The 24,621-nt window shown below is 67.9% G+C and carries 24 protein-coding genes, 1 tRNA gene and 1 pseudogene; 12 read left to right on the forward strand and 14 right to left on the reverse strand.

Annotated features, from left to right (window positions below; translation table 11 throughout):
- Positions 1-935 (reverse strand): annotated as a pseudogene (locus G0Q01_RS24595) (hypothetical protein); the annotation flags it as partial.
- 165 nt (positions 936-1,100) lie between these two features.
- Here G0Q01_RS24595 and G0Q01_RS24600 point away from each other — a divergent pair.
- Positions 1,101-1,814 carry an SIMPL domain-containing protein gene (locus G0Q01_RS24600; RefSeq protein ID WP_164188800.1) on the forward strand — a complete coding sequence of 238 codons (714 nt, stop codon included), beginning with the start codon at positions 1,101-1,103 and terminating at the stop codon, positions 1,812-1,814.
- A 79-nt stretch (positions 1,815-1,893) separates the two neighbouring features.
- On the opposite strand, the gene G0Q01_RS24605 is transcribed toward G0Q01_RS24600, so the two are convergent.
- The 5 genes from G0Q01_RS24605 to G0Q01_RS24625 all read right to left on the reverse strand — a co-directional run bounded on the left by G0Q01_RS24605 (position 1,894) and on the right by G0Q01_RS24625 (position 7,905).
- Entirely contained in the window at positions 1,894-3,063 is a 1,170-nt protein-coding gene (locus G0Q01_RS24605) for an exo-alpha-sialidase (protein WP_164188802.1), read from the reverse strand.
- A gap of 113 nt (positions 3,064-3,176) precedes the next feature.
- Positions 3,177-4,166 carry a hypothetical protein gene (locus G0Q01_RS24610; RefSeq protein WP_164188804.1) on the reverse strand — a complete coding sequence of 330 codons (990 nt, stop codon included), beginning with the start codon at positions 4,164-4,166 and terminating at the stop codon, positions 3,177-3,179.
- Between the two features lie 201 nt (positions 4,167-4,367).
- Positions 4,368-5,060 carry a metal-dependent hydrolase gene (locus G0Q01_RS24615; RefSeq protein ID WP_164188806.1) on the reverse strand — a complete coding sequence of 231 codons (693 nt, stop codon included), beginning with the start codon at positions 5,058-5,060 and terminating at the stop codon, positions 4,368-4,370.
- A 204-nt stretch (positions 5,061-5,264) separates the two neighbouring features.
- A complete protein-coding gene (gene adh, locus G0Q01_RS24620) occupies positions 5,265-6,782 on the reverse strand; it encodes an aldehyde dehydrogenase (RefSeq protein WP_108966742.1) in 1,518 nt (505 codons plus the stop codon).
- A 157-nt stretch (positions 6,783-6,939) separates the two neighbouring features.
- Positions 6,940-7,905 carry a GAF domain-containing protein gene (locus G0Q01_RS24625; protein ID WP_164188808.1) on the reverse strand — a complete coding sequence of 322 codons (966 nt, stop codon included), beginning with the start codon at positions 7,903-7,905 and terminating at the stop codon, positions 6,940-6,942.
- Positions 7,906-8,269: 364 nt separating this feature from the next.
- Here G0Q01_RS24625 and rpsA point away from each other — a divergent pair, with 364 nt between their 5' ends.
- The 5 genes from rpsA to G0Q01_RS24650 all read left to right on the forward strand — a co-directional run bounded on the left by rpsA (position 8,270) and on the right by G0Q01_RS24650 (position 12,505).
- A complete protein-coding gene (gene rpsA, locus G0Q01_RS24630) occupies positions 8,270-9,946 on the forward strand; it encodes a 30S ribosomal protein S1 (RefSeq protein ID WP_108966738.1) in 1,677 nt (558 codons plus the stop codon).
- Positions 9,947-10,112: 166 nt separating this feature from the next.
- Positions 10,113-10,802 carry a gamma-glutamylcyclotransferase gene (locus tag G0Q01_RS24635; protein ID WP_164188810.1) on the forward strand — a complete coding sequence of 230 codons (690 nt, stop codon included), beginning with the start codon at positions 10,113-10,115 and terminating at the stop codon, positions 10,800-10,802.
- Positions 10,803-11,077: 275 nt separating this feature from the next.
- Positions 11,078-11,359: an integration host factor subunit beta gene (gene ihfB, locus G0Q01_RS24640; RefSeq protein ID WP_092425075.1), complete on the forward strand. Its 282-nt coding sequence runs from the start codon at positions 11,078-11,080 to the stop codon at positions 11,357-11,359.
- 5 nt (positions 11,360-11,364) lie between these two features.
- Positions 11,365-11,715, forward strand: coding sequence for a lipopolysaccharide assembly protein LapA domain-containing protein (locus G0Q01_RS24645; protein ID WP_108967766.1), 351 nt, complete (start codon positions 11,365-11,367; stop codon positions 11,713-11,715).
- 121 nt (positions 11,716-11,836) lie between these two features.
- A complete protein-coding gene (locus G0Q01_RS24650; RefSeq protein WP_164188812.1) occupies positions 11,837-12,505 on the forward strand; it encodes a phosphoribosylanthranilate isomerase in 669 nt (222 codons plus the stop codon).
- A gap of 149 nt (positions 12,506-12,654) precedes the next feature.
- On the opposite strand, the gene ykgO is transcribed toward G0Q01_RS24650, so the two are convergent.
- Positions 12,655-12,780, reverse strand: a complete 126-nt coding sequence (gene ykgO / locus G0Q01_RS24655) for a type B 50S ribosomal protein L36 (RefSeq protein WP_008884645.1) — start codon at positions 12,778-12,780, stop codon at positions 12,655-12,657.
- Positions 12,781-12,860: 80 nt separating this feature from the next.
- Positions 12,861-12,935 (reverse strand) — tRNA-Val (locus tag G0Q01_RS24660).
- Positions 12,936-13,093: 158 nt separating this feature from the next.
- Here G0Q01_RS24660 and G0Q01_RS24665 point away from each other — a divergent pair.
- Positions 13,094-13,954 (forward strand): N-formylglutamate amidohydrolase, encoded by an 861-nt coding sequence (locus G0Q01_RS24665; RefSeq protein WP_108966733.1) that lies wholly within the window; start codon positions 13,094-13,096, stop codon positions 13,952-13,954.
- Between the two features lie 75 nt (positions 13,955-14,029).
- Here the strand turns inward: G0Q01_RS24665 and G0Q01_RS24670 are convergent, their stop codons facing one another.
- Both G0Q01_RS24670 and G0Q01_RS24675 read right to left on the reverse strand, forming a co-directional pair.
- A complete protein-coding gene (locus G0Q01_RS24670) occupies positions 14,030-14,677 on the reverse strand; it encodes an RluA family pseudouridine synthase (RefSeq protein WP_164188814.1) in 648 nt (215 codons plus the stop codon).
- 83 nt (positions 14,678-14,760) lie between these two features.
- A complete protein-coding gene (locus G0Q01_RS24675) occupies positions 14,761-15,948 on the reverse strand; it encodes an acetyl-CoA C-acyltransferase (RefSeq protein WP_164188816.1) in 1,188 nt (395 codons plus the stop codon).
- Positions 15,949-16,229: 281 nt separating this feature from the next.
- Here G0Q01_RS24675 and G0Q01_RS24680 point away from each other — a divergent pair, with 281 nt between their 5' ends.
- A complete protein-coding gene (locus tag G0Q01_RS24680; protein WP_108966727.1) occupies positions 16,230-16,604 on the forward strand; it encodes an STAS domain-containing protein in 375 nt (124 codons plus the stop codon).
- A gap of 15 nt (positions 16,605-16,619) precedes the next feature.
- A complete protein-coding gene (locus G0Q01_RS24685) occupies positions 16,620-17,105 on the forward strand; it encodes an ATP-binding protein (protein ID WP_164188818.1) in 486 nt (161 codons plus the stop codon).
- Between the two features lie 599 nt (positions 17,106-17,704).
- Here the strand turns inward: G0Q01_RS24685 and G0Q01_RS24690 are convergent.
- From G0Q01_RS24690 to G0Q01_RS24705, 4 genes are all read right to left on the reverse strand, one after another.
- Entirely contained in the window at positions 17,705-19,075 is a 1,371-nt protein-coding gene (locus G0Q01_RS24690) for a glutamate--cysteine ligase (protein ID WP_108966724.1), read from the reverse strand.
- Between the two features lie 67 nt (positions 19,076-19,142).
- Positions 19,143-19,670 (reverse strand): hypothetical protein, encoded by a 528-nt coding sequence (locus tag G0Q01_RS24695; RefSeq protein WP_164188820.1) that lies wholly within the window; start codon positions 19,668-19,670, stop codon positions 19,143-19,145.
- Positions 19,667-20,524, reverse strand: coding sequence for a GNAT family N-acetyltransferase (locus tag G0Q01_RS24700; RefSeq protein WP_164188821.1), 858 nt, complete (start codon positions 20,522-20,524; stop codon positions 19,667-19,669). The genes G0Q01_RS24695 and G0Q01_RS24700 overlap by 4 nt, the downstream gene beginning before the upstream one ends.
- Positions 20,521-21,249: a 16S rRNA (uracil(1498)-N(3))-methyltransferase gene (locus tag G0Q01_RS24705; RefSeq protein ID WP_164188823.1), complete on the reverse strand. Its 729-nt coding sequence runs from the start codon at positions 21,247-21,249 to the stop codon at positions 20,521-20,523. Before G0Q01_RS24705 ends, G0Q01_RS24700 begins: the two co-directional genes overlap by 4 nt.
- Positions 21,250-21,261: 12 nt before the next feature.
- On the opposite strand from G0Q01_RS24705, the gene ubiA reads away from it, so the two are divergent.
- The 3 genes from ubiA (at position 21,262) to G0Q01_RS24720 (ending at position 24,592) form a co-directional block, all read left to right on the forward strand.
- Complete coding sequence (gene ubiA, locus G0Q01_RS24710; RefSeq protein ID WP_164213950.1) at positions 21,262-22,230, forward strand: 4-hydroxybenzoate octaprenyltransferase; 969 nt, start codon at positions 21,262-21,264, stop codon at positions 22,228-22,230.
- 62 nt (positions 22,231-22,292) lie between these two features.
- Positions 22,293-24,266, forward strand: coding sequence for an OmpA family protein (locus tag G0Q01_RS24715; RefSeq protein WP_164188827.1), 1,974 nt, complete (start codon positions 22,293-22,295; stop codon positions 24,264-24,266).
- The gene (locus tag G0Q01_RS24720) at positions 24,263-24,592 is read left to right on the forward strand and encodes a hypothetical protein (RefSeq protein ID WP_108966714.1); all 330 of its coding nucleotides are present in this window, start codon (positions 24,263-24,265) and stop codon (positions 24,590-24,592) included. The genes G0Q01_RS24715 and G0Q01_RS24720 overlap by 4 nt, the downstream gene beginning before the upstream one ends.
- Positions 24,593-24,621: the final 29 nt, after the last annotated feature.

The raw sequence follows: 24,621 nt of genomic DNA on the forward strand, positions 1-24,621 counted from the left end.
GCCGAGGCCGAGGCCGCGGGCGCCGGGCCGCGGCTGGCGCGCACGCTACTGAAGCTCGGCGCGCCGGGAGGCGAGACGGGGTGCGCGATCGGCGGCGCGACCGGGGCAGGCGGGGGCGCAGCCTCGGGGGGGGGCATGGGAACGGGCTCGGGGTCCGACTCGGCAGGCCTTTGCGGGGCGCCGGGATCGGCCCGCGGCGTTTCTGCGGCGACAGGAACCTCGACAGGGGGGGCGACATGGTCGTCAATCGGGGCGTCGCCCGTGGCGTCAATCGGGGTGGCGGGCGGCGCCGGTGTTGCGGCAGCTGCGGGCGCTTCCGTGGCAACGGCAGGGGTGACCGGGACGGTCTGCGATTCAGCGGCGGGCTCTGGCTCCGCCGGGTCCGCAATCGTCTCGGCGGTTTGCGGCTCGGCCGTTACCTCCAGCGGCAGCAGCACCACCTTGCCCGGACGTTCGGGGGTGGCGCCCTGCCAGGAGTCGGCGGGGCCGAAATAGGCGGTGCCGCGGAAGGTGCCCGAGGGCGGTATTGCGGCAAAGAGCACCGGCTCGAACCCGCGCTCGCGCAGGAAGGTCTCGGCCTCCTCCAGCGACTCCCGCGCCACGGCAGCGCCAAGCAGGGTGGTGCCGGAGAGCGACCAGTCGAGAACCAGATCCGCGACCCGGTAGGGCGTCGCGCCTTCGAGCGCGGCTTCCAGCGCGGCGCGGCGCTCGATCTCGGTGCCGGGATCGGGCATCTCGAGATAGCGCACCTGATCGTTGGGCAGGAAAAGCGCCACCTGCGCCCCCGCGGGGTCGAGCGCCTGCGCGCGCTCGCGCATGGCGTCGAAGCCGTCCGCAGACAGATCGGCATCGGCCAGCGCAAGCCATCCGCCGGCCTCGCGGCGCAGCAGGGTAAGCCCGTCGGATGTAAGCGAAAGCGCGAAATCTGGTATCATGCGCGGTCTCTAGCACTGCTCTTGGAGCTATGGGAGTCTCCGGCTCCTTGAGCGCAGCCTACAGCAGGAGTTTGCTCAGCGAAAGAACCGGGGGCGCCCGCCCCTTGTCGTTTGCCGTGTCCCTACCGACATTGTGAGCGGAATTCCAAGCCAAAGGATGTGCTTATGACCAGTATTCCCCGCCGCGCCGCCCTCATGGCCGCCACCTGTCTCGCGCTGGCCGCCCCGGCGCTGGCGCAGGCGCAGGAGGCGCCGCTGCCGCGCATCACCGTGACCGGAGAGGGCGAAGTGGCCGCGGCCCCAGACATGGCCACGGTCTCGCTCGGCATCACCGCCGAGAACGCCGAGGCCGGCGCCGCCATGGACGAGGCCTCGCGCGTGGCCGAGTCGCTGCTTGCGCGGCTCGACGAGCTGGGCATCGCCGCGGCGGACCGCCAGAGCTCCGACATCTCGCTGCGGCCGGTCTGGTCGAACGGCGAGGACGGCACCACGCGCGGCATAACCGGCTACGAGGCGGGCAATATGTTGACCGTGCGGGTCCGCGACCTGGACCGGATCGGCGAGGTGCTGGGCGCGGTTCTTGACGGTGGCGCCAACCAGCTTTCGGGCCTCAGCTTCGGTCTGCAGGAGCCGAAGCCGGTGATGCAGGACGCGCGCCGCGCCGCCGTCGCCGACGCGATGGACAAGGCCCGGGTTCTGGCTGAGGCCGCCGGGGTGACGCTCGGCCCGGTGATCTCGATCGCCGAGGCGGGCGGCGGTTTTGCCCCGGCGCCGATGATGGAGATGGCCCGCGGCGCCAAGGTGCCCGTCGCGGCCGGCGAGACGGTGGTGAGCACGCAGGTCACCATGGTCTTCGAGCTGGGCGGCGCGCCCGAGTGAGCCCTGTCCCCGCGGGGACGCGGGCTCTCCGTCCCCGCGGGGACGCCCGACCTCTGTCCCCGCGGGGACAGGGGACGGCTCAGGCGCGTGGCATGACCTCGACGCAGAGCACCGTCGGCAGGTGGCGCGCCAGCTCGCTCCAGCTGTCGCCCTCGTCGAATGAACCGAAGACCGAGCCCGAGTTGGTGCCGAAGAACACCCCGGCGGGCTCGGCGGCATCCACCGCCATCGCCTGTCGCAGCACGGTGAAGAAACAGCCCTGCTGCGGCAGCCCGTCTCTGCAGGCCTCCCAGCTTTCACCCGCATTGCGGGAGCGCCAGACCGCGGCCTTCGCGTCGGGCGGGTAGCGCCCCTCGGTGTCGCCGTTGAGCGGCAGGGTCCAGATCGTCTCGGGGTTGCTGGGGTGCAGCCCGATCGGAAAGCCGAAGGTCGAGGGAAGCCCCTCGGTGATCTCGTCCCAGCTGCGACCGCCGTCGCGCGAGCGGTACACGCCGTGGTGGTTCTGCTGGTAGAGCACGTCACCGCCCCCCGCGGCGCGGCCCATGTTGTGCACGCAATGGCCGGTCTCCTGCCCGTCGCCGGCGGCGGGATGAGAGCTGGGCGTGGCCGGGGCATTGGACCGGCGGTTGCGGCGCTCCCATGTCTCGCCACCGTCTTCGGTGGCGAAGACCCCGGCAGCAGAGATCGCCAGCCACATGCGCTTGGGATCGGCCGGATCGGCGACGATCGTGTGCAGGGTGAGCCCCGCTGCCCCGGGCATCCAGTCGTCGGCGGAGGGGTGATTGCGCAGGCTCTCTATCTCCTCCCATGTCTCGCCGCCGTCCTTGCTGGCGTAGAGCGCCGCGGGCTTGCCGCCGGCGTAGAGCGTGCCATCCGCGGATTTGAGCGACCAGACCGCCTGCAACTGGCCGGTATAGGGAGCGGGGCCGGAGGCCGTCATCCCGAGCCGGGCAGCGAGCTCGGGGTCATTGGATATCCAGTCGTCCATCTGACCGCCAGCGAGCTTCGCCAGCTCCCAGCCGTCGCCATTCGCGCTGCCATTCGCGCGGCCGTTCCTGCGCCAGACCCCGGCACCGAACCACTCGTTGCCGCCCCCTGCCCAGATCGTGCCGGTCTTGGCATCGCCCGCCATGTGGTTGATCGGCCAGCCGTTGCAGAAGGGGCCTTCGGCGCTCCAGCCGTCCTCGCCCTTGGCGAGCAGGAAGGCGCCCTTGGTGGTGCCGACAAGAAGCGTGGGGGCGGTGCTCATGGGACTTCCTCCGTCCTTTGGGTTGATATCAACCTAACATGAGTCTTGGGGCACCGCGAAGAGGCTTTTGCGAGGGGGTGCAGGTTTCCGCGCGTGGCAAGTTGGGGCGGGCTTCAGCGCATCCAGAGCCCGGCGCGCTTGAGCGGGTTGCGGATGCCCTGCTCGCGCCGCGGCAGATCGTTGCGGTCGAACATCGCCCGGACCTTGGCGCCGCGCCCCTGGTAGATGTAGCGCAGGAAGGGCTCGTGGTCCTTGAGCAGTTTCTTGATGCGCTTGGGCGCGGCGATGGCCTCGAGAAAGGCGATGAGCGCGTCGCTCTCGCGGGCATAGAGCAGCGGCATGGCGCGGTAGTGGCAGCTGTGGCTGCCGTCGAGCATTCCCTCGGGCAGGGTGTCGCGCCCACCGCCGAAGCTGTGGATCACCAGCGGCAGCACCACCTGGTCGAGCCAGGGGTCGAGGCTCTGGCAGACCAGCGCCTCGGGCGGGTCGTCCCTGATCGAAAGGGCGTAGTCGAGGAAGCGCTGCCCGAAGTCTTGCGGGCAGGCGTGGAAGAAGAAGCCCGCGTTGAAGTAGAGGTAGCGCTGCCAGTATTCGTCGGGCCACGAGCGGTCGAGCGAGCTTTCGAAGTCGAGCCCGAAGCGGTCGTAGAGGGCGCGCCATGTCTCGGTGTAGCCCGGCCCGTAGAGCTCGATCTTCGGCCAGGTGTCCTCGCGCCTCATCGAGGCGGTGGGGCGGGCGAAGTCGAAGGGCACCTCTGACAGATCGCCGGTGATCAGCGTGTCGGTGTCGAAGAAGACAAAGGGCTCCTTCGCAGGCAGGGCAAAAAGTGCCTCGATCTTGTTGCCGTAGGGGTAGGCCTGCCCGAAGTGGCGGCTCTCGAAGGGAACGATGCGGGCACCGAGGTCGCGCAGGATGTCGCAGGCCTCGGGGGTCATGCGCGGATCATCGTCCCAGAGCGGGCCCGGCTGCGGTTCGGCGACGAAGAGGCGGGCGCGGCCCTCGGGGGTGGCGGCATCGAGCGAGAGGGCGAAGAGCACGGCCTCGTACTGCAGCCGCCCGTGCTGCCCGACGATCAGGATGTTGAGCGGGTGGGGACCTGTCATTCTGCCCGGTTTTCGCCTGTGGTGCCATGCTTGGGCGGGACTATAGGCGGGACCTTAGGGGGCGGGAAGCGGGTGGCGGTGCGGCGGGGGCGCGCTGTGACATCGGAAGCAGCACGCCGATCCGCCGGACTGAGGTCGACAGCGCCGGACGAGCGCCTGCCCGCCTCGGCAGGCTGGCCTCGCCCGGCTTGGCTGGGCCGTCTAGAGCGAGATTGCCGTCAGCACTTCGGGCTCGATCACCTGCACGCCCGGCAGGCCCTCGGCCAGCTTGGCTGCCGATTGCTCTAGCGCCGGGAAGGTGCGGTAGTGGCAGGGGATGACCGTGTCGAAGTCGAAGTAGGTCTTCGACGCCCAGGCTGCCATCTCCATATCCATCGTATAATAGCCGCCGGCGCTGAGGATGCCGATGTCGGGCTTATAATACTGTCCGATCCAGGCCATGTCGGCCATGATCGTGGTGTCGCCCGAGAAGTAGATGGTCTTGCCTTCGCCCTTGATGATGAAGCCTGTTTCCATGCCCGCATACTTGGGGCCTTCGTCGGTCGGCAGGGAGGAGCTGTGCGAGGCGGGCACCATGCTGACGCTGACATTGCCGAAAGAGATGGTGCCGCCCTTGTTGAAGGCGTGGCCCTCGATCGCGCCCTTGCCGTGCAGCTGCCCGGCAAGCTCGACGATGCCCGAGACCGGCGCCCCGGTGCGTTGAGAGACCTCGACGACATTGTCGGTGTGATCGAAATGGCCGTGCGTGATGAGGATCTGCGTGACGTCCTTCAGGGCGTCCTCGATGCGGTCCTCGGGGAAGGCCGGGTTGCCCTTGACCCAGGGGTCGATCAGCAGGACCTGGTCCTCGATCTCGATGCGGAAGGAGCCGTGTCCGAGCCAGATGATGTTCATGCGAGTGCCTCCTGAGCCTTGCCAATCTTGGATTGAGGCGGAGGGTAGCACGCGGAAAATGACGGGCAAGCGATGGCCTGGAGGGGCATGGGTGCGAAAAGAACCACCGGCCAGGCGGGAGGGCCTGGCCGGCGGACCCCTTGCCGACGCGCGCTTGGGGATACGCCCGCGCCGGCCAGGTGGCTGGGGATCAGGAAATTCTGATCAGAAGAAGCCCAGCTTGTTGGGGTTGTAGCTGACCAGCATGTTCTTGGTCTGCTGGTAGTGGTCGAGCATCATCTTGTGGTTCTCGCGCCCGACGCCCGACTGCTTGTAGCCGCCAAAGGCCGCATGGGCCGGGTAGGCGTGGTAGTTGTTCACCCAGACCCGGCCGGCTTCGATGTTTCGGCCGAAGCGGTAGGCGCGGGTGCCATCACGGGTCCAGACGCCGGCGCCGAGCCCGTACATCGTGTCATTGGCGATGGCGAGCGCCTCGGCCTCGTCCTTGAAGGTGGTGACAGACACGACCGGGCCGAAGATCTCCTCCTGGAAGACGCGCATCTTGTTGTGCCCCTTGAGGATCGTCGGCTCGATGTAGAAGCCGTTCTCCAGCCCCTCGATCTTTGCCGCCTTGCCGCCGGTGAGCACCTCTGCGCCTTCCTCAACGCCGATGGTCAGGTAGCTCAGGATCTTGTCCTGCTGCTCCTGGCTCGCCTGCGCGCCGACCATGGTGGACATGTCGCGCGGATCGCCGCGCTGGATCGCCTCGACCCGGGCGATGGCGCGCTTGATGAACTCCTCGTAGATGTCCTCTTGGATGAGCGCGCGGCTGGGGCAGGTGCAGACCTCGCCCTGGTTGAAGGCAAAGAGCACGAAGCCCTCGACCGCCTTGTCGAGATAGGCGTCATCCTCGGCCATCACGTCCGAGAAGAAGATGTTGGGAGACTTGCCGCCCAGTTCGAGCGTCACCGGGATCAGGTTCTCGGTCGCCGCCTGCATGATCTTGCGCCCGGTTTCGGTGGAGCCGGTGAAGGCGATCTTGGCGATGCGCGGGCTGCGGGCGAGCGGCGCGCCGACCTCGGCGCCCATGCCGTTGACGATGTTGAGCACGCCGTCCGGCAGCAGATCGGCGATGCACTCCATAAGGACCATGATCGCGGCGGGGGTCTGTTCGGCCGGTTTCAGCACGACGCAATTGCCGGCGGCAAGGGCCGGGGCGAGCTTCCAAGCCGCCATCAACACCGAGAAGTTCCAGGGGATGATCTGCCCGACCACGCCGAGAGGCTCGTGGAAGTGGTAGGCCACGGTGTCGTGGTCGATCTCGGACATGCTGCCTTCCTGCGCCCGGAGCGCGCCGGCGAAGTAGCGGAAGTGGTCGACCGCCAGCGGGATGTCGGCGGCCATGGTCTCGCGGATCGGCTTGCCGTTGTCCCAAGTCTCTGCGGTGGCGATGAACTCGAGGTTTTCCTCGATGCGGTCCGCGATCTTCAGCAGGATGTTCGAGCGCTCGGCGGCCGAGGTTTTGCCCCAGGCCTCGCGCGCGGCATGGGCGGCGTCGAGCGCCAGCTCAATGTCCTCGGCGGTGGAGCGGGCCACCTCGCAGACCTTGGCGCCGGTGATCGGCGTGATGTTGTCGAAGTACTGGCCTTTCACCGGGGCGGTGAACCTGCCGCCGATGAAGTTGTCGTAGCGGGTGCGGAAGGGCGATTGGTAGCCAGCCGCGACTTGGGTCATCTCGTTCATGTCTGTCCTCCTCAGGGCCCGGTCCTCCACCGGGGATGAGGAGAGTGTGGCGAGGCGCGAAGGCCGCGTCAGCCCGGGGGAAGTCGCGGGACGGGCGGATCTGTCTCAGCCCTGAGACAGGTTTGGGCAGGGAGATGACGCGCGGCGGCGCTGGGCGCTACGACAGCCCGAGCTTTTTCATCCGCCGGTAGAAGGTCGCCCGACCGACGCCAAGCGTGCGCGCGGCCTCGGAGACATTGCCCCTGGCCCGCGCCAGCGCCCGCACCATGGCGGCGCGCTCGGCGCGATCAAACCCCGAGGGGCCATCGTCGCGGCCGAAGAGGTCGCTGGCCGGGCGGGCGACGAGTGGCCCGCTGCTCTCCAACCCGAAGGAGCGGCGCGCGGCGCGGGTGGCACCCTGCACCAGGTCGTCGCCATCGACCGCCAGAAGCACCGAGGCCTCGCTCTCCTCGGCATCGGCGACGATGATCCGCGCCTCGGGGAAGGCGGCGCGGAAGGTGTCGGCCTCGATCTGCCGGGCGGTCTGGGAGACCATGGCGGCGATCAGCCGGTTGAAGGCCTCGGTTTGGTCGGCGCGGGCCGAGGAGACATCGAGCGCGCCGATGAGCTCGCCCTGGGGGCCGAAGATCGGCGCGTCCATGCAGCTCATCGCGGTGTTGCGGGCGTGGAAATGCTCGTCGCGGTGGATCACCACCCGCCGGGCCTCGGCGATGCAGGTGCCGATGCCGTTTGTGCCCTCCGAGGCCTCGGACCAGTCCGAGCCCGGGCAGAGACCCCAGGCGCGAAACACCCCGAGATCGCCCGAGCCGGCGCGCAGGTCGAGCACCACGCCCTCGGCATCGGTCAGAAGCACGCCGCAGCCCGAGCTGCCGACCATCTGGTAGAGCGCGTCGAGTTTCGGCGCGGCGATATGCAGAAGCCGCTCGGCCTGTTCGCGCCGCTCGGAGAGCGCCTGGTCCGTGATCCGGTGCACCCCGTCTTGCCGTGCCGGGTCGAGCCCGTGATGCGCCAGCGACCGCCGCCAGGAGGCAGCGAGACGCGAGCGTGCCGCGGCGGCCGGGTCGGTCGCCGTCTCGACGACGCGGGCGGCGTGGCGGTCGGCTGAGGGCCGGGATCGGGTCATGCGGGTGTCCTCCGGAGGCCGACGATACAGCAATTCGCTTCGGCGCCAAATCCTTCGTTCGTGCTTGGCTGGAGAGGCGGGCGCGGGGGCTTCTTTCGTTTCCCGATAGGCCCGCCGGAGGTCGTCCAAGCGGCCCCGCGGCCAGTATGACGCGGCACCGCCAAGCCTTCGGCCTTGATCTGCGGAGCCTGCGGGTCTATATCGCGCGCGTCAAGCAAGGCAACCAACGCCGCGGACATCGAGACGGGCAGGGTCGGACAACCGGCCCTCTTTGTCATATGCGGAGCGCCCGAAAGACCAATCCGAAGACCGGTGGAGACAACCACCCGGCCAGAAAAATCGATGTAAAGGACATATACGCCACATGGCAAACGCAACCATGGAGGAGTTCGAAGCCCTCCTTTCCGAAAGCTTCGAAATGGACACCCCCGAAGAGGGGTCCGTTGTTAAAGGCAAGGTCATCGCGATCGAAGCGGGCCAGGCCATCATCGACGTCGGCTACAAGATGGAAGGCCGCGTCGAGCTGAAGGAATTCGCAAACCCCGGCGAAGCCCCCGAGATCTCGGTCGGCGACGAAGTCGAGGTTTACCTGCGCGCAGCAGAAAACGCCCGCGGCGAAGCCGTGATCAGCCGTGAGATGGCCCGCCGCGAAGAGGCATGGGACCGTCTCGAGAAGGCCTATGCCGACGACGCCCGCGTCGAAGGTGCGATCTTCGGCCGCGTCAAGGGTGGCTTCACCGTCGACCTCGGCGGCGCCGTGGCCTTCCTGCCCGGCTCGCAAGTCGATGTCCGCCCCGTGCGCGACGCCGGCCCGCTCATGGGTCTCAAGCAGCCGTTCCAGATCCTCAAGATGGACCGTCGCCGTGGCAACATCGTTGTCTCGCGCCGTGCAATCCTCGAGGAATCGCGCGCCGAGCAGCGTGCGGAAGTCATCGCCAACCTCACCGAAGGCCAGACGGTCGACGGCGTGGTCAAGAACATCACCGAATACGGTGCGTTTGTAGACCTGGGCGGCGTCGACGGCCTGCTGCACGTCACCGACATGGCATGGCGCCGTGTGAACCACCCGTCCGAGATCCTGTCGATCGGCGAGACCGTTAAGGTCCAGGTCATCAAGATCAACAAGGACACCCACCGTATCAGCCTCGGCATGAAGCAGCTGCAGGAAGATCCGTGGGATCTGGTGGCCGTGAAGTACCCGCTGAGCTCGGTGCACACCGGCCGCGTGACCAACATCACCGACTACGGCGCCTTCGTGGAGCTGGAGCCGGGCGTCGAAGGTCTGGTTCACGTGTCGGAAATGTCCTGGACCAAGAAGAACGTCCACCCGGGCAAGATCGTGTCGACCTCGCAAGAAGTCGAAGTCATGGTTCTCGAGATCGATCCCGCGAAGCGTCGCGTGTCGCTCGGCCTCAAGCAGACCATGCGCAACCCGTGGGAAGTGTTCTCCGAGACTCACCCGGAAGGGACCGAGGTCGAGGGCGAGGTCAAGAACATCACCGAATTCGGTCTGTTCATCGGCCTGCCCGGCGAGATCGACGGCATGGTTCACCTCTCGGATCTCTCGTGGGATCAGCGCGGCGAGGAAGCCATCCAGGAGTACCGCAAGGGCGACGTGGTCAAGGCCGTTGTCACCGAAGTGGACACCGACAAGGAGCGCATCTCGCTCTCGATCAAGGCTCTCGGCGGCGACAAGTTCGCTGACGCGGTTGGCGGCGTGAAGCGCGGCTCGATCGTGACCGTCGAAGTCACCGCGATCGAAGACGGCGGCATCGAGGTGGAATACGAAGGCATGAAGTCCTTCATCCGCCGTTCCGACCTGTCGCGTGACCGCGCAGACCAGCGCCCCGAGCGCTTCTCGGTCGGCGACAAGCTGGACGTCCGCGTCACCAACATCGACAGCAAGACCCGTCGTCTGGGCCTGTCGATCAAGGCACGCGAGATCGCCGAAGAGAAGGAAGCCGTGGAACAGTACGGTTCCTCCGACTCCGGCGCATCGCTGGGCGACATCCTCGGCGCAGCTCTGAAGCGCGACGAGTAAGCCTCGCGCTTGCTGAATTGAGGAAGGCCCCGGGAGACCGGGGCCTTTTTCGTTTGTCCCCTCCGGTCCTGCGCCTTTGCTCTGACCCGCGCGGCAGCGCACAGGGGATTGTGCAGGGCGACCCGCGCTCTTGCGCGGAACTGGTCTCAGGGACGATATGCGGAGCATGGATAGAGAGCTTCACCTTACCGAAGAGCATGTGAGCCGGGTGTTTCGCGACGTCCCCGAGGGCGACGATGCGCTGCATTGGGGCTGGACCCGCCTCGACGAGGCCGCCGTCTCCGCCAAGGCGCGGGAGATCCTCGCGCAGCGGCCCGAGGGGCCACTGCAGGTCTTTGCCTATGGCTCGCTGCTGTGGAAGCCGGAATTCCGCCCGGTGGCCTCGCGGCCGGGGCGGGCGATCGGCTGGCACCGCGCCTTTTGTATCGAGCTGACCTCCTGGCGTGGCACCCCCGAGGCGCCGGGGCTGATGATGGCGCTGATGCCGGGCGGCGACTGCACGGCGCTGCTGCAGGAGATCGCAGAGCCGGAGGTGCTGCCGGCGCTCGAGGCGCTGGTGCGCCGCGAGGTGCCCTTTGCCGAGGTGGCGGAGTCCTACGCCTGGATCGAGGTGGAGGCCGCCGAAGGCCCGGTGCGGGCGCTCACCTTCTATGCGCCGCCGAAGGGACAGGACCTGCGCCGCGACCTGTCGCTCGAGCAGACCGCGGCGATCATCGCGCGCGCCTGCGGTCACGCCGGGTCAAACACCGAATACCTGCACCGCACGGTGACCGCGCTGGCCGCGCAGGGCATTCACGACCCGAATCTCTGGCGCCTTCAGCAGCTTGTGGCGGCGGAGATCGACGCGCTGGACTAGCGCCGGTCCGGGCGGCTTCGAGAGGTATCTAGAGACCGCTCTGCCTCTTTGCGGACGCATTTGGGGGGCGAATCGCGGGGGGGTGCTTTCGCCTAGCCGCGACGCAGCAATGGGCCTGCTTTGGGGTATCGAAGGGGTTACACCGGCGTGAAGCCGCGCAATACGCTGCTTTCCATGGGTTTTTCTCTGATTCGCGCGGTTTGTGTTTGGCGCGCCCCGGGCAAAGGTCGTACAACGGGGGAGGCTCCGAAAATGCGATACAGGGATGGGCGAGGATGATCAGATCGGAATTGATCCAGAAGATCGCGGAAGAGAACCCGCATCTCTACCAGCGGGACGTCGAGAGGATCGTGAACACGATCTTCGAAGAAATCACATCGGCTATGGCGCATGGCAACCGCGTCGAGCTGCGCGGCTTCGGGGCGTTTTCGGTGAAACAGCGCGACGCGCGGCAGGGACGGAACCCCCGTACCGGCGAAGCGGTTGACGTCGAGGAGAAATGCGTGCCGTTCTTCAAGACCGGCAAACTCCTGCGGGACCGACTGAACGGGAAGTGACCTCGATGAAATACATTCGCTACGCCTTCTGGGCCGTGCTGGCCGTTGTGCTGATCTGCGTGTCTCTGGCCAACCGTGGCCCGGTGACGCTCAACCTGTTGCCGGCCGAGCTTGCCACGTTGCTCAATTTCCAGCTCTCGGCGACCGTGCCGGTGTTCATCGTCATCCTTGGCGGGATCATCGCCGGGCTGCTCATCGGCTTCGTCTGGGAATGGCTGCGCGAGCACAAGCACCGCGCCGTGGCTGCGCAGCGCAAGACCGAGGTGAAGCGTCTGGAGCGCCAGCTCAAGAAGACCCAGGACGAACGCGACAAGGACAAGGACGAGGTTCTCGCGATCCTCGACCAGAGCGCCTGAGGGCGACTCGCGCCGCATCGCTGGCTAGAAGGGAAGGGGGCCGTGTGCCCCCTTTCGCTTGCGCTCGCGTCCCCCGGGGATATTTTCGCGGTGGAACCGCAACGCGAGCCGGAGGGCCGACATGGACATTCAGGTGAAGATTTGCGGGCTGCGCAGGCCTGAGGACGTAGCTGTCGTCGCCGAGGCCGGGGCGCGCTACGCAGGCTTCGTCTTCTTTCCCAAAAGCCCGCGTTCCGTGAGCGTCGCAGAGGCGCGCGCGCTGGCGCTGCTGGCCCCCGTCGGACTCGCCAAGGTGGCGCTGGTGGTGGATGCGGACGACTCGCTGCTCGACGAGATCGTCGCCGAGGTGCCGCTCGACATGCTGCAGCTCCATGGCCACGAGTCGCCCGAGCGCGTGGCGCAGGTTCGCGCCCGCTACGGCCTGCCGGTGATGAAGGCGGTGGGCGTCGCCTCGGAGGCTGATCTGCCGGCGCTGGAGGCCTATGGCAAGGTGGCGGACCAGTTGCTGGTCGATGCCAAGGCGCCGAAGGAGTCGGCGCTGCCGGGCGGCAACGGGCTGGCCTTCGACTGGCGGCTTGTTGCCGGTCGCCGCTGGCCGGTGCCCTGGATGTTGGCAGGAGGGCTGACCCCCGAGAATGTCGCCGAGGCGGTACGGCTGACCGGGGCGCGCCAGATCGACGTCTCGTCGGGCGTGGAGCGCGCACGTGGCGAGAAATCGCCCGAGTTGATTCGCGCCTTTGTCGGCGCCGCGCAGGCCGCCGGGGCCGAGCCCGCGGTGCCGCGATTCTGAAGTCCGCCTGTTCCGGCTTAGAAACTGGAAAAGCCCCGCAATCTGCGGGGCTTTTTCTTGAGGCGCGGCAGGGGGGATGTGAGGGTCCCAGACAGCAAAAAGGCCACCCATTTGGGCGGCCCTCAGCCGGATCTCGTCCTGCGCTTCGTTTAGCCCTGACGGGCCTTGAAACGGCGCTGGGTCTTGTTGATCACGTAGACGCGGCCCTTACGACGCACGACGCGGCAGTCGCGATGGCGCTGTTTGAGCGAGCGGAGCGAGTTTGCGACTTTCATATCAAGTCTCTCCTCTTTCGCGGCGCGCGAGCGCCTGGCGTTGCGTTGTGCCCCGGGACGCATCCCGAAGCGGTGAATAGTGGTGGGCGGTACTGGGATCGAACCAGTGGCCACTACGATGTCAACGTAGTGCTCTACCGCTGAGCTAACCGCCCGTATGGCCTGCGCTTTTCTTTGCTTTCGCTCCGCTTTCCTCTGTGGAAGTCCGCGGTGAGCAGCGCCGGTGGAGGGCTCTATAAAAGGAGTCGGAGGGGGGATCAAGGGCTTTTGGCAGAAATCGGTTCCGGCTATCTTGTTTTCGCAAGGAGCCCTTATGCCCAAAGTCGCGTATCACCTCGACCTGCCTGAAACGCCCAGTTCGGTGGTGGTTTTTGCCTCTCCGCATTCGGGCCGGGATTACCCCTGGAGCTTCCTGCGCGGGACCATCCTCGACGAGACCTTGATTCGATCTTCCGAGGATGCCTTTGTCGATCGCCTGTTCGATTGCGCGCCGCAATTCGGCGCGCCCTTGCTGCGGGCCGGGGCGCCACGGGCCTTTCTTGACCTGAATCGGTCGTCGGACGAGCTTGATCCCGCGCTCATCGAGGGGGTGCGCCGCACCGGCCACAACCCGCGGGTGGCGAGCGGGTTGGGAGTGGTGCCGCGCGTGGTCGCCAACGGTCGGGCGATCTACAGTGGCAAGTTGCCGCTGGCCGAGGCCGAGCGGCGAATCGGGCTCTACTGGAAGCCCTACCACACCCGTTTGCAGGCGCTGCTCGACACCGCCAAGGCGCAGTTCGGAGAATCGATCCTGATCGATTGCCACTCGATGCCGCACGAGGCGGTGGAGAGCATGTTGCGCAAGGGCGGGGCGCGCCCGCAGATCGTGCTGGGCGATCGTTTCGGGGCCTCTGCCGCGCCGGAGATCGTCGAGCTGGTGGAGCAGGCCTTCAGCCGGGCCGGGCTCGTGGTGGCGCGCAATTCGCCCTTTGCCGGGGCTTACACAACGATGCACTACGGGCGCCCCTCGCGGCGTCAGCACGCGATCCAGATCGAGATCGACCGGGGGCTCTACATGGATGAGGCGGCGATCAAGCCGAACGGCAACTTCCACGCCTTCCGCAGGCTGCTGCGCGGGGTGATCGCCGAGATCGCCGCGATCGGGCACCGCGAGCAGCGGCTGGCGGCCGAGTGACCCTCTGCCGCCGGTGCGCGGCGTCCAGCTCCGTCGGTGGGTATCTTCACCTCGAAGACGCGTTTGGCACCGTGCTCAGAACGGGGCGGGGGCGCGGAACTTGAGGCCGAGGCCGCCGTCGGGGTGGCGCAGGCGCAGCTCTTCGGCGTGCAACATCATGCGCGGATAGTTGGCCGCGGTCTCCGGCGCGTAGAAGGGATCGCCGAGAATCGGGTGACCCTGCGCCAGCATGTGCACCCGCAGTTGGTGGCTGCGGCCGGTGAGTGGCATGAGGTGCACCCGGCTCTCCTCGTCGCTGCACTTGATCACCCGCCAGTCGGTCTGCGCCGGCTTGCCGGTCTCATGGCAGACCATCTGCTTGGGGCGGTTGGGCCAGTCGACGATCAGCGGCAGGTCGATATGGCCGGTCTTCGGCTCGAGCTTGCCGGCGACGCGGGCGAGGTAGGTCTTCTTGGTGCGCCTGTATTCGAACTGCTGGCCGATGTGGCGCTGCGCGTGCGGCGTCAGGGCAAAGACCATGACCCCCGAGGTGTCGCGATCGAGCCGGTGCACCAGCAGAACCTGCGGGAAGGCTTGCTTGAGCCGTTCGATCAGGCAGTCGGCCAGCTCCGGGCCCTTGCCGGGCACCGAGAGCAGCCCGGCGGGCTTGTCGACCACGAGGATCTCGTGGTCCGCGTGCAGGATCGGGATCTCGCCCTGCGGAGGGGTGTATTCAGCGCTCATGGGGCCTGCTCATGGCAGGCGGCGGTGCTGGCCGCAAGGGCCCGCGCCGTCGCAGAAGGCCGCGCAGGGCGCGCGCTGGGGGATTAGAGCCGCTCGATGGCGATGGCCGTGCCCTCGCCGCCGCCGATGCAGATTGCCGCCACGCCGCGCTTCAGCCCGCGGGTTTCGAGCGCGTTCAGCAGGGTGACCATGATCCGCGCGCCCGAGGCGCCGATAGGGTGGCCGAGCGCGCAGGCGCCGCCGTTCACGTTCACCACGTCGCGCGGCAGGCCCATCTCCTTCATGAACGCCATGGGCACGACCGCGAAGGCCTCGTTCACCTCCCAGAGATCCACGTCGGAAGGCCGCCAGCCGATGCGCTCGAGCAACTTGCGGGCGGCGGGAATCGGCGCGGTGGGAAAGAGGCCGGGGGCCTGCGCATGGCTGGCGTGCCCGAGGATGCGGGCGCGGGGCAGGGCGCCGGTGCGTTCGACATTGGCGAGGGTGGTCAGCACCAGCGCCGCGGCGCCATCCGAGATCGAACTGGAATTGGCGGCCGTGACCGTGCCGCCGGGGCGGAAGGCGGGCTTCAGATGCGGGATCTTCTCGGGGCGGGCGCGGGAGGGCTGCTCGTCGCGGGTGATCACCTCCTCGCCGGTGCGGGCGTGCACGGTGACCGGGGTGATCTCGGTCTCGAAAGCGCCGCTGCGCTCGGCGTCGAGCGCGTTCGACAGCGAGGCGAGCGCGTATTGATCCTGCGCCTCGCGGGTGAACTGGAAGGCCTCGGCGCAATCCTCGGCAAAGCTGCCCATGAGGCGGCCGCCGCCTTTTTCTCCCCTGTCGTAGGCATCCTCGAGCCCGTCGAGGAACATATGGTCGATCACCTCTCCATGACCCAGACGGGCGCCGCCGCGCATCTTGGGCAGAAGGTAAGGGGCATTGGACATGCTCTCCATGCCGCCGGCGACCATGACCTCGGCTTGGCCGAGCGCCAGCCGGTCCCAGGCCATCATCGCCGCCTTCATTCCCGAGCCGCACATCTTGTTGAGGGTCGTGGCGGGCACCTCTTCGCCAAGACCGGCCTTGAAGCCCGCCTGGCGCGCCGGGGCCTGGCCCTGGCCGGCGGGCAGCACGCAGCCCATCAGCAGCTCGTCCACCGCCGGACGCCCGGCCTCGGCCAGCGCCGCGCGGATCGCGGCGCCGCCGAGCTGCGCCGCGCTGAGCCCGGAGAGCATCCCCTGGAACCCGCCCATCGCGGTGCGCGCGGCACCGGTTATCACCACATCCTGCATGCTCTCTCCTCCCAGGGTCACGACACCTGAATACCGAATGGTAAGGATTGCCGTCTAGCGTGCTGAGAATATGGGCGCTTGTCGCCGCCTCGGCAATGCGTCGGCGGTGTCGGCCCGGCACCGCGCGCGGATCGGGCAGGGTGGCAGAGAGCTGGCAGGGCGGCCGGTGATGCGTTGTGATGCGTGGTGAGGGGCCGTGAGCGGCCGTGGCAGGCTGGGCCGGTCACCTGCCGGAGGCGTTGCCGCCCGCAGAGGGGCGAACTTCAGGAGGCAAGGACGTAATGAAGTTGACGTGCCGGGGAACGGAGCCGCAGATCATCGCCGTTGGCGAGCCGCGCATCGATGCGGCTGTGGCGATCCAATTCAAGGACGCCATGCGCGCTGCGCTCTCATCCGAGGCGGGCCGGGTGATCCTCGACCTTTCGCAGGTGGAGTTCATCGATTCCAGCGGGCTCGGCGCCGTGGTCGCGGTGAAAAAGGCCATGCCGCCGCCGCAGCGGCTCGACCTCGCCGGGCTCACGCCGATGGTCGACAAGCTGTTCCGTCTCACCCGGATGGACACGATCTTTGCACTCTACCCGACGCTGGCCGAGGCGGAGGTCGCGCAAGCCCCGCTGGGCGCCCAGCGGTCCCCGGTGGATGGCTCCGAGGGCTGAAGGGAGATGGGTTCCATGGCGCTGCGCTCGGTCATGGGGGCCGACGGGCCGGAGCCGGGCGGCGCGGGGCTGAGGCTGCAGATCTCCAGCAGCGCCACGGAGGTGCGCGCGGCGCTTGGGCAGGTGACGGAGGCGCTTGGCCGCGGTGGTCATGATGCCCGCGCGCGAAGCTGCGCCGAGCTGGTACTGGCCGAGGCGCTCAACAACATCGTCGAACATGCCTATGCCGGGCAGGACTTGGGGCGCATCACGTTGCGGCTGCAGGGGGCGCCCGGAAAAATTCACCTGGAACTGCGCGATCGCGGACGGCCGATGCCGGGCCTCGCCCTGCCCGAGGGGCGGTTGAAGCCTCTGGGCCATGACGGCGATCTGGCCGAGGGCGGCTTCGGCTGGTATCTGATCCGGCGTCTCGCGACGGAGGTCAGCTACCGGCGGGACGGCCGCGAAAACGTCCTGCGTCTGGTTCTGGTCAGCGGGCCGGAGCCCGGCGAGCGCGGCTGAGCGCGATGCCCCGCCAAGCCGGGGTCTCAGTGGCTGCGCATTTTTGTCCCAGTGTTGATGGCCGTGGGCGCACGGGCGGCAAAAACTGTGCCCTGCCGCCGCAGCGCGCTGTGCCGGTTCGGCGGGGGGGCGCGGCGTTGACGCGGTCGCGTGGAACTTCCGGTAAGTCCTGACGCTTTCCGGGGTTTCCGTGCGATGGGCGTCTTTCTGCCGTTGAAGGGGTGATCTGCGCGGGCTTTCGCCGACCCGGGACAATCTGCCCGGCCTGCTGCACTAAGGTCTCAGAGCGACCTTAGTATTGCCTGATTTGAGCGGGATACATGGAACTGTAGCTGCATATGGCTTCCCTCGGCGCCACGCCGTTTCAGCCCCCACCCAGTGCGTGGCGTCGAGGACTCTAAAGCGCAGCGATTTCCCCGACCTCACAGATCCGGTCCGCGCAGATCCCGACCGCGCAGATCCCGACTGCACAGATTGCGACATGGCAGAGCCCGCCGCCGAGCCGCGCCCCTGTCCGTGTCGGCACGCGGTCGCCCTGACGCAAGCCGCCCGGTCTTTCGGACCGGGCGGCTTGGGATCTCGGTGGCAGGGGGCGGGCCTCAGTAGCTGTAGGCGCCGTAGATCTTCGAAAGATCGCCGCCCCAGTCGCCCTCGTAATGCGCCAGCATCTCGTCGGCCTGCACCGTGCCGCTCTCGATGCTTTCCTTCAGCGCGTTGAGGAAATGTGTCTCGTCCGGCAGCAGGCCACCCGCGCCGGGGCGGGCGCGGGATTTGAGCCCGGCCTCGGCGATCTCCAGCACCTGCGCGGCCAGATCGTGCATCCGGATGCCGTTCACCTCGGCCTGCAGCGCCTGTTCGGAGGCGGCAACGCGCAGACCCTCGCGGGTTGCGTCGTCCCAGCCTTTCACCAGGTCCCAGGCGGCGTCGAGCGCACCCTGATCGTAGGTCAGGCCTACCCAGAAGGCAGGCAGGGCGCAGAGCCGGCGCCAGGGGCCGCCATCGGCGCCGCGCATCTCGATGAACCTCTTCATCCGCGCCTCTGGGAAGAGCGTCGTCAAGTGGTCGGCCCAGTCCGAGAGCGTCGGTTTTTCGCCGGGCAGGGCGGGCAGGCGTCCGGCCATGAAGTCGCGGAAGGACTGGCCGAGTGCGTCGATGTACTTGCCGTCGCGGTAGACGAAGTACATGGGCACATCGAGCGCGTATTCCACGTAGCTTTCGAATCCGAAGCCCTCGTCGAAGACGAAGGGCAGCATGCCGGTCCGCGCGGCGTCGAGATGCCGCCAGACGTAGGCGCGGTAGCTCTTGAGGCCGTTCGGCTTGCCCTCGAGGAAGGGCGAGTTGGCAAAGAGCGCGGTGGCGACCGGCTGCAGCGCCAGCGCCACGCGCATCTTCTTGATCATGTCGAGCTCGGAGCCGAAATCGAGGTTCACCTGCACGGTACAGGTGCGGCGCATCATCGTGGTGCCGGTGGTGCCGACCTTGCCCATGTAGGCGTCCATCAGCTTGTAGCGGCCCTTGGGCATGAGGGGCATTTCCTCGTGCTTCCATTCGGGCGCGGCGCCGAGACCGATGAAGCCCACGCCGATCTCGTCGGCGATGCCCTTCACCTCGCGCAGGTGCTCGTTCACCTCGTCGCAGGTCTGGTGGATGGTCTCAAGCGGGGCACCCGACAGCTCGAGCGCGCCGCCGGGCTCAAGCGAGACGTTCGCCCCGTCCTTGGTCAGACCGATGAGGTTGCCGCCCTCGGTGACCTCGGCCCAGCCATGACGGTCGCGCAGACCTTCGAGCACGGCCTTGATCGAGCGCTCGCCGTCATAGGGCAGCGGGGCATGCGTGTCGGTCAGGTAGCCGAACTTCTCGTGTTCGGTGCCGATGCGCCAGTCGTCCTTGGGCTTGATGCCCTCTTCGAGGTACTCGGCAAGCTGCGCGTGATGCTCGATCGGCCCGCCGCCGGATTGAGGGATGGACATGGCTTGGGCTCCGATCTTGCTCGCCTTTGGTGTCGAAGGTCAGGGATGGGCGCAACCGAAGCCCTTGTCAATGCAGACGGAGGGGGTGGTTTTGTGCGCTGGCGCGCTGCCAGATGAGCACCGGTGCGGAGCCACGCGCCTGCATCTTCGACAGCATCCGCTCGGTCTGCAGCCCGGGCAATTGGGCGAAAATGTCGAAGAGCTGCTCCGAGCCCTCGGCGGTGAGGGGAATCGCCAGCATGGTGCCGTCTTCGCTGCGCAGCAGCCAATGCGGCGGCCTGGCGGAGGGATCGAGGCTGAGGGCGGTGAGGCTCGACAAGTCGGCGAAGCCGCCGGTGAGCGGGCCGAAATAGCTGATCCGCCCCTCGACCACCTGTACCATGCCCGGCCCGCCAGTGCCGGTGCGGAAGCGCGCGCGCTGTACCCCGGCGAAGGTGAGCGCCGCGCCGGCCAGCGCCACGGCCCATCCCAGCAGCGCCAGAAGCCCGCCGGTGAAGAGCGCCCAGTAGAGGCCGAGCGCCACGGCACCGGCCCCCACCAGAACCTCGCGCCAGCGCATCAGCGTGGCCTCGGCCTCGGGGCGCAGGAAGCTCATGCGTGCGTCCTCGCCGTTTGCGGCACACGCAGCACCGCGACGCGGTAGCCGCCGATATGCTCGAAGCCGAGCGCCTCATAGGCGCGCGCCGCCGCCGGGTTATTGGCGAAGAGCACCGCGGTGCGAATGCCGCGGTCCTGCGCCTCGCGGAGCTGGGCGTGGACCACCCGGCGCCCGCGCGCAGCATTGCGCAGGGCGCGCGGCACGAAGACGCCGCCGAGTTGAACGAGATCCGCAACCTCGGCATTGAAATCGCTCATGGCCACGGGCCGGCCCTGGTCGATGAGCAGGCGCAGCGAGCCCTTGGTGATGCAATAGTCGGCGCGCTCGCGTGCGGCCTGACGGGCCGGTTCGTCGGCGGCCGTCGCCTTGATGTCGACCCCGTAGTCGAAGAACCAGTCCGCCAGCAGCGACGCGTCCTGGGGGCCGGGCGGTCGGATGACATCCGCGCAGTCTGGCAGCCTGGCCAGATCGAGCCTGTAGAGCGGCTCCACCTGGTTCAGCCTGAAGGCGGCGTCCCCGAGCCCCAGCGCCGAAATGAGCGCGGCGGTCTGCTCCGGGGGGCCGCTGATCACGGTCACCGGCAGGGGGGCGATGATCTCGGCATAGGCACGGAACGCCTCTGTGGGAGCGCCCTGCGCTTGGCAGATGACGTCGCCACGCCGTGTTCGGCCAAAGACCGCCCGGATCGCGCCGCGTTCGGACCAGATATGCACCGTGGTGGCAAGCCGGTGACCACTGTCGCCGAGTCCGTGCGCGGCGATATTGCTGCGCAGGAACATCGAGGTTTCAGCATGGGGCGCGAGGAAGGCGTCGAGCGCTGCGACATCGCCGGGCAGGGCGCGCCGGATCATGCCCAATCCCCGCAATGCGCCTGCCAGAGCGTCAGCGCAGCCACGGCCGCCGTATCGGCGCGCAGGATGCGCGGACCGAGGGCGATGGACGTTGCCTGGTCCATGCCGTGCAGCTTCTTGCGTTCGGGCTCCGAGAAGCCACCCTCGGGGCCGATCAGCACGGCCCAGGGAGCGGGATCGCCCGACAGGGCGGCGGCATAATCGGTGCCGGCCCCGGCAGAGGATTCGTCGCAGAAGAGCAGGCGGCGCTCGGTCCAATCGGTCAGCAGCCGGTCCAGCTTCTGCAACTCGGCCACCTCGGGCACGAAGGTGGCGCCGCATTGCTCTGCCGCCTCGACCGCGTGGGCCTGCAGCCGGTCCTGCCGGATGCGCTCGGAATTGGTGAAGGCGGTCTGCACCGGCACGATGCGCCGCACGCCCAGTTCCACCGCTTTTTCGACAATGAAATCGGTGCGCGCCTTCTTGATCGGCGCGAAGAGCAGCCAGAGGTCGGGCGGCGTGCCCTGCGGGCGGGTCTGTTCCACGCAAGTCAGCGTGCCGCCCTTCTTGCCGGCCTCGGCCACCTCGGCCAGCCACTCGCCGTCGCGGCCGTTGAACAGGGCAACCGGCGCGCCGACCGGCAGCCGCATCACGGAAAAGAGATAGTGGGCCTGCTCGCGTTCGAGAGCGACCGGTTGTCCCGCGCCCAGCGGGTCGTCTACATACAGGCGTACCTTAGCAGTCATGAGGCGGACCATATGACCCATCCCGGCGCAGCGCCAGATCCCGAAGGACAGGTTTCCGACGCCGTCCGGGGCAACTGGGTGGATCACCACGCCCCGGCCTGGACGCGCCCCTACCTGCGCCTGTCGCGCGCCGACCGGCCGATCGGGACGTGGCTGCTGCTGCTGCCCTGCTGGTGGGGCCTGCTGCTGTCGATGGTCGCGGACGGGCAGGCGCGCTGGTTCGACCTGTGGATCTTCGTCGGCTGCGGCATCGGCGCTTTCCTGATGCGCGGCGCGGGCTGCACCTGGAATGACATTACCGACCGCGATTTCGACGGCTCGGTGGCGCGCACCGCCTCGCGGCCAATCCCCTCGGGGCAGGTCAGCGTGAAGCAGGCGCTGGCCTGGGCGGTGGTCCAATGCCTGATCTCCTTCGCGATCCTGCTGACGTTCCCGCCGATGGCGATCCTGCTGGGGGTCGTGGCGCTGGGGCCAGTTGCGATCTACCCGTTCGCCAAGCGGTTCACCTGGTGGCCGCAGGTGTTCCTTGGCATCGCCTTCAACTGGGGCGCGCTGCTGGCCTGGGCGGCGCATAGCGGCAGCCTCGGCTGGCCCGCGGTGGCGCTTTACTTCTCGGGCATGGCCTGGACGCTGTTCTACGACACGATCTACGCCCACCAGGACAAGGAAGATGACGCGCTGATCGGGGTGAAATCCACCGCGCGGCTGTTCGGCGACGCACGCACCCCGGCGATGCTGGCGCGTTTCCTGGTGATCTCGGTCGCGCTGATGGGGCTTGCAGTGGTACTGGCCGCGCCGCGCGGCGAGATCCTGCAGCTGGTGATCCTGATCGCCGGCCCCTGGGCCTTTGGCTGGCATATGCTTTGGCAGATGCGCAAGCTCGACGTGAACGACAATGCCGTGCTGCTCAGGCTGTTCCGGTCCAACCGCGACGCCGGCCTGCTGCCCGTGCTGTTTTTCGCCGCCGCGCTTTTGGCATGATTGCGCCGACCCGGGGGCGGGCGTATCAGAGATGAAAAATTGATCAAGAAAGGGACGCTTTGATGCGCCTTTCCGGCTATCTCCTTCCGGCTACCGCCTTTGCTGCCGCTGCGGCGCTCTGTGCCGGGACCGCCTATTTCTCGATGCAGATGGTCGAGACCGCCTCGCGGCAGGATGTCGCCGATGCGCTGCTGCGCGATGGGCAGGACTGGGCCGAGGTCGATGTGAACGGTTTGCAGGTCTTTCTCATCGGAACCGCGCCCGACGAGGCGGCGCGGTTCCGGGCGATGACAGTGGCAGGCTCCGCGGTGGATTCAGCGCGGGTCATCGACCAGATGCTGGTCGCCGATGCCGAGGAAATCCAGGCGCCGCGCTTCTCGATGGAGATCCTGCGCAACGAGTCCGGTATCTCGATCATCGGGCTGGTGCCCGGCGAAACCGACCGTGAGCGTCTGCTGGGCGTGCTTTCGGAGATGACCGAGGGTGATCAGCAGGTGGCCGACCTGCTCGAAGAGGCCGATTTCCCCAAGCCCGAGGGTTGGGGCGCTGCCGTGGACTTCGCCGGCCGCGCGCTCGAGGATCTGCCGCGCTCGAAGATCTCGGTCTCGGCGGGTCGGGTGCACATCAAGGCGATGACTGACAGCGAGAGCGACCGGCGCGAGATCGAGCGCACCCTGCGCCGCCGGGCACCGAATGGCGTGGATCTGACGCTTGATCTGTCCGCGCCGCGGCCGGTGATCACCCCCTTCACCCTGCGCTTCCTGATGGACGAGGAGGGGCCGCGCTTCGACGCCTGTTCCGCCGATACCGAGGCTGCGCGCGAGCGTATCCTCAAGGCGGCGCAGGACACGGGTTTCGAGGGCACGGCCAACTGCCGCCTCGGACTGGGCGTGCCCTCGCGGCGCTGGGGCGAGGCCGGGGCAATGGCGATCTCGGCAGTGAAGGAGCTGGGCGGGGGCTCGGTCACCTTCTCCAATGCCGATGTCTCGCTTGTGGCGCTGGAAGGCACCAGCCAGGGGCTTTTCGACCGGGTGGTGGGCGAACTCGATACGGCGCTGCCGCAGGTCTTTGCCCTGCACGCCACGCTGCCCGAGACGCCGCAGGAAACCGACCAGGGCCCGCCCGAGTTCACCGCCACGCTCTCGCCCGAGGGCTCGGTGCAGCTGCGCGGCCGGATCAACTCGGACCTCTCGCGCGAGACCGCGGACAGCCTGGCCAAGGCGCTCTTCGGCTCGGACAGTGTCTATACCGCCGCGCGCGTCGTCGAGGGGCTGCCGAATGGCTGGTCGACCCGCGTGCTGACCGGGCTCGAGGCGCTCGGACAGCTCAGCAACGGCGCGCTGCGGGTGACCCCCGAACTGGTCCGGGTCTCGGGCAATACGGGCAATAAGGACGCGAACGCCGAGATCGCCGGGTTGCTCTCGGACAAGCTGGGCGAGGGCGCCGACTACGAGATCGACGTCACCTACCAGGAAAAGCTCGACCCCGAGCTGGGCATCCCAACCCCCGAGCAATGCGAGGCGCAGATCGTCGAGATCATCGGCGACCGGAAGATCAGCTTCGAGCCGGGCTCGGCCAATCTCGACTCCTCGGCCAAGGACATCATGGACGAGCTCGCCGATCTGCTGAAGCTTTGCGGCGACATCCCACTGGAGATCCAGGGCCACACCGACAGCCAGGGCCGCGAGTCGATGAACGAGGCGCTGAGCCGCGACCGGGCGCAATCGGTGCTCGACGCACTGCGCAACCGCCGCGTGCTGACCTCAAGCTATCGCGTGAAAGGCTATGGCGAAACACTGCCGATTGCGGATAACAGTACCGAAGAGGGACGCGAGGCGAACCGCCGGATCGAATTCAAGCTGATCCGCCCCGAGCCGACCGAGGAAGAGCCGACCGCGCTCGAGCAGATCGAACAGGAAGGCGCCGAAGCCACCGGTGAGTCGGGGGCCTCGGAAGAAAGTGACGCCGCGCAGGACAACGCGGCGCAGGACGAGGCAGGGACGGGCGAGGCAGGCATGGAAGGGGCAGAAGAATGAACCGGACGGAATTCGTGATCGCGACGGCGGTTATCCTCTTCGTGGCCTTCTGCATGGGCTGGTTCGCCAACTGGCTGGTGCACCGGTTCAAGCGCGTCGCCCAGGCCGACGTCGACCAGCTGGAGAAGATGAGCCGCGAGCTGCACGAAGCCGAGGAGACCCGCGACCAGGCGATCACCTACTTGCAGCAGCGCGAGGCCGAGCTGACCAATCAGCTGGCGCAGACCGAGGCCGAGCTCTCTGCGGCTATGGAGGGTCTGCGCGAGGCGCGGCACGAGGCCGAGGACCTGCGCGGGCTGGTCGAACGCAAGAAGGGCATGGCCTGAGAGCCATCTCAGGCGCAGCTTGCGACAAG

The sequence above is a fragment of the Salipiger sp. PrR007 genome, assembly GCF_010499845.1.
In the GTDB taxonomy this organism is placed as follows: Bacteria; Pseudomonadota; Alphaproteobacteria; order Rhodobacterales; family Rhodobacteraceae; genus Salipiger; species Salipiger pacificus_A.

Bases quoted from the DNA above. Each gene is read 5' to 3' on its own strand.
- G0Q01_RS24600 (WP_164188800.1), top strand. From the start codon at position 1,101: ATGACCAGTATTCCCCGCCGCGCCGCCCTCATGGCCGCCACCTGTCTC.
- G0Q01_RS24605 (WP_164188802.1), bottom strand. From the start codon at position 3,063: ATGAGCACCGCCCCCACGCTTCTTGTCGGCACCACCAAGGGCGCCTTC.
- G0Q01_RS24610 (WP_164188804.1), bottom strand. From the start codon at position 4,166: ATGACAGGTCCCCACCCGCTCAACATCCTGATCGTCGGGCAGCACGGG.
- G0Q01_RS24615 (WP_164188806.1), bottom strand. From the start codon at position 5,060: ATGAACATCATCTGGCTCGGACACGGCTCCTTCCGCATCGAGATCGAG.
- adh (WP_108966742.1), bottom strand. From the start codon at position 6,782: ATGAACGAGATGACCCAAGTCGCGGCTGGCTACCAATCGCCCTTCCGC.
- G0Q01_RS24625 (WP_164188808.1), bottom strand. From the start codon at position 7,905: ATGACCCGATCCCGGCCCTCAGCCGACCGCCACGCCGCCCGCGTCGTC.
- rpsA (WP_108966738.1), top strand. From the start codon at position 8,270: ATGGCAAACGCAACCATGGAGGAGTTCGAAGCCCTCCTTTCCGAAAGC.
- G0Q01_RS24635 (WP_164188810.1), top strand. From the start codon at position 10,113: ATGGATAGAGAGCTTCACCTTACCGAAGAGCATGTGAGCCGGGTGTTT.
- ihfB (WP_092425075.1), top strand. From the start codon at position 11,078: ATGATCAGATCGGAATTGATCCAGAAGATCGCGGAAGAGAACCCGCAT.
- G0Q01_RS24645 (WP_108967766.1), top strand. From the start codon at position 11,365: ATGAAATACATTCGCTACGCCTTCTGGGCCGTGCTGGCCGTTGTGCTG.
- G0Q01_RS24650 (WP_164188812.1), top strand. From the start codon at position 11,837: ATGGACATTCAGGTGAAGATTTGCGGGCTGCGCAGGCCTGAGGACGTA.
- ykgO (WP_008884645.1), bottom strand. From the start codon at position 12,780: ATGAAAGTCGCAAACTCGCTCCGCTCGCTCAAACAGCGCCATCGCGAC.
- G0Q01_RS24665 (WP_108966733.1), top strand. From the start codon at position 13,094: ATGCCCAAAGTCGCGTATCACCTCGACCTGCCTGAAACGCCCAGTTCG.
- G0Q01_RS24670 (WP_164188814.1), bottom strand. From the start codon at position 14,677: ATGAGCGCTGAATACACCCCTCCGCAGGGCGAGATCCCGATCCTGCAC.
- G0Q01_RS24675 (WP_164188816.1), bottom strand. From the start codon at position 15,948: ATGCAGGATGTGGTGATAACCGGTGCCGCGCGCACCGCGATGGGCGGG.
- G0Q01_RS24680 (WP_108966727.1), top strand. From the start codon at position 16,230: ATGAAGTTGACGTGCCGGGGAACGGAGCCGCAGATCATCGCCGTTGGC.
- G0Q01_RS24685 (WP_164188818.1), top strand. From the start codon at position 16,620: ATGGCGCTGCGCTCGGTCATGGGGGCCGACGGGCCGGAGCCGGGCGGC.
- G0Q01_RS24690 (WP_108966724.1), bottom strand. From the start codon at position 19,075: ATGTCCATCCCTCAATCCGGCGGCGGGCCGATCGAGCATCACGCGCAG.
- G0Q01_RS24695 (WP_164188820.1), bottom strand. From the start codon at position 19,670: ATGAGCTTCCTGCGCCCCGAGGCCGAGGCCACGCTGATGCGCTGGCGC.
- G0Q01_RS24700 (WP_164188821.1), bottom strand. From the start codon at position 20,524: ATGATCCGGCGCGCCCTGCCCGGCGATGTCGCAGCGCTCGACGCCTTC.
- G0Q01_RS24705 (WP_164188823.1), bottom strand. From the start codon at position 21,249: ATGACTGCTAAGGTACGCCTGTATGTAGACGACCCGCTGGGCGCGGGA.
- ubiA (WP_164213950.1), top strand. From the start codon at position 21,262: ATGACCCATCCCGGCGCAGCGCCAGATCCCGAAGGACAGGTTTCCGAC.
- G0Q01_RS24715 (WP_164188827.1), top strand. From the start codon at position 22,293: ATGCGCCTTTCCGGCTATCTCCTTCCGGCTACCGCCTTTGCTGCCGCT.
- G0Q01_RS24720 (WP_108966714.1), top strand. From the start codon at position 24,263: ATGAACCGGACGGAATTCGTGATCGCGACGGCGGTTATCCTCTTCGTG.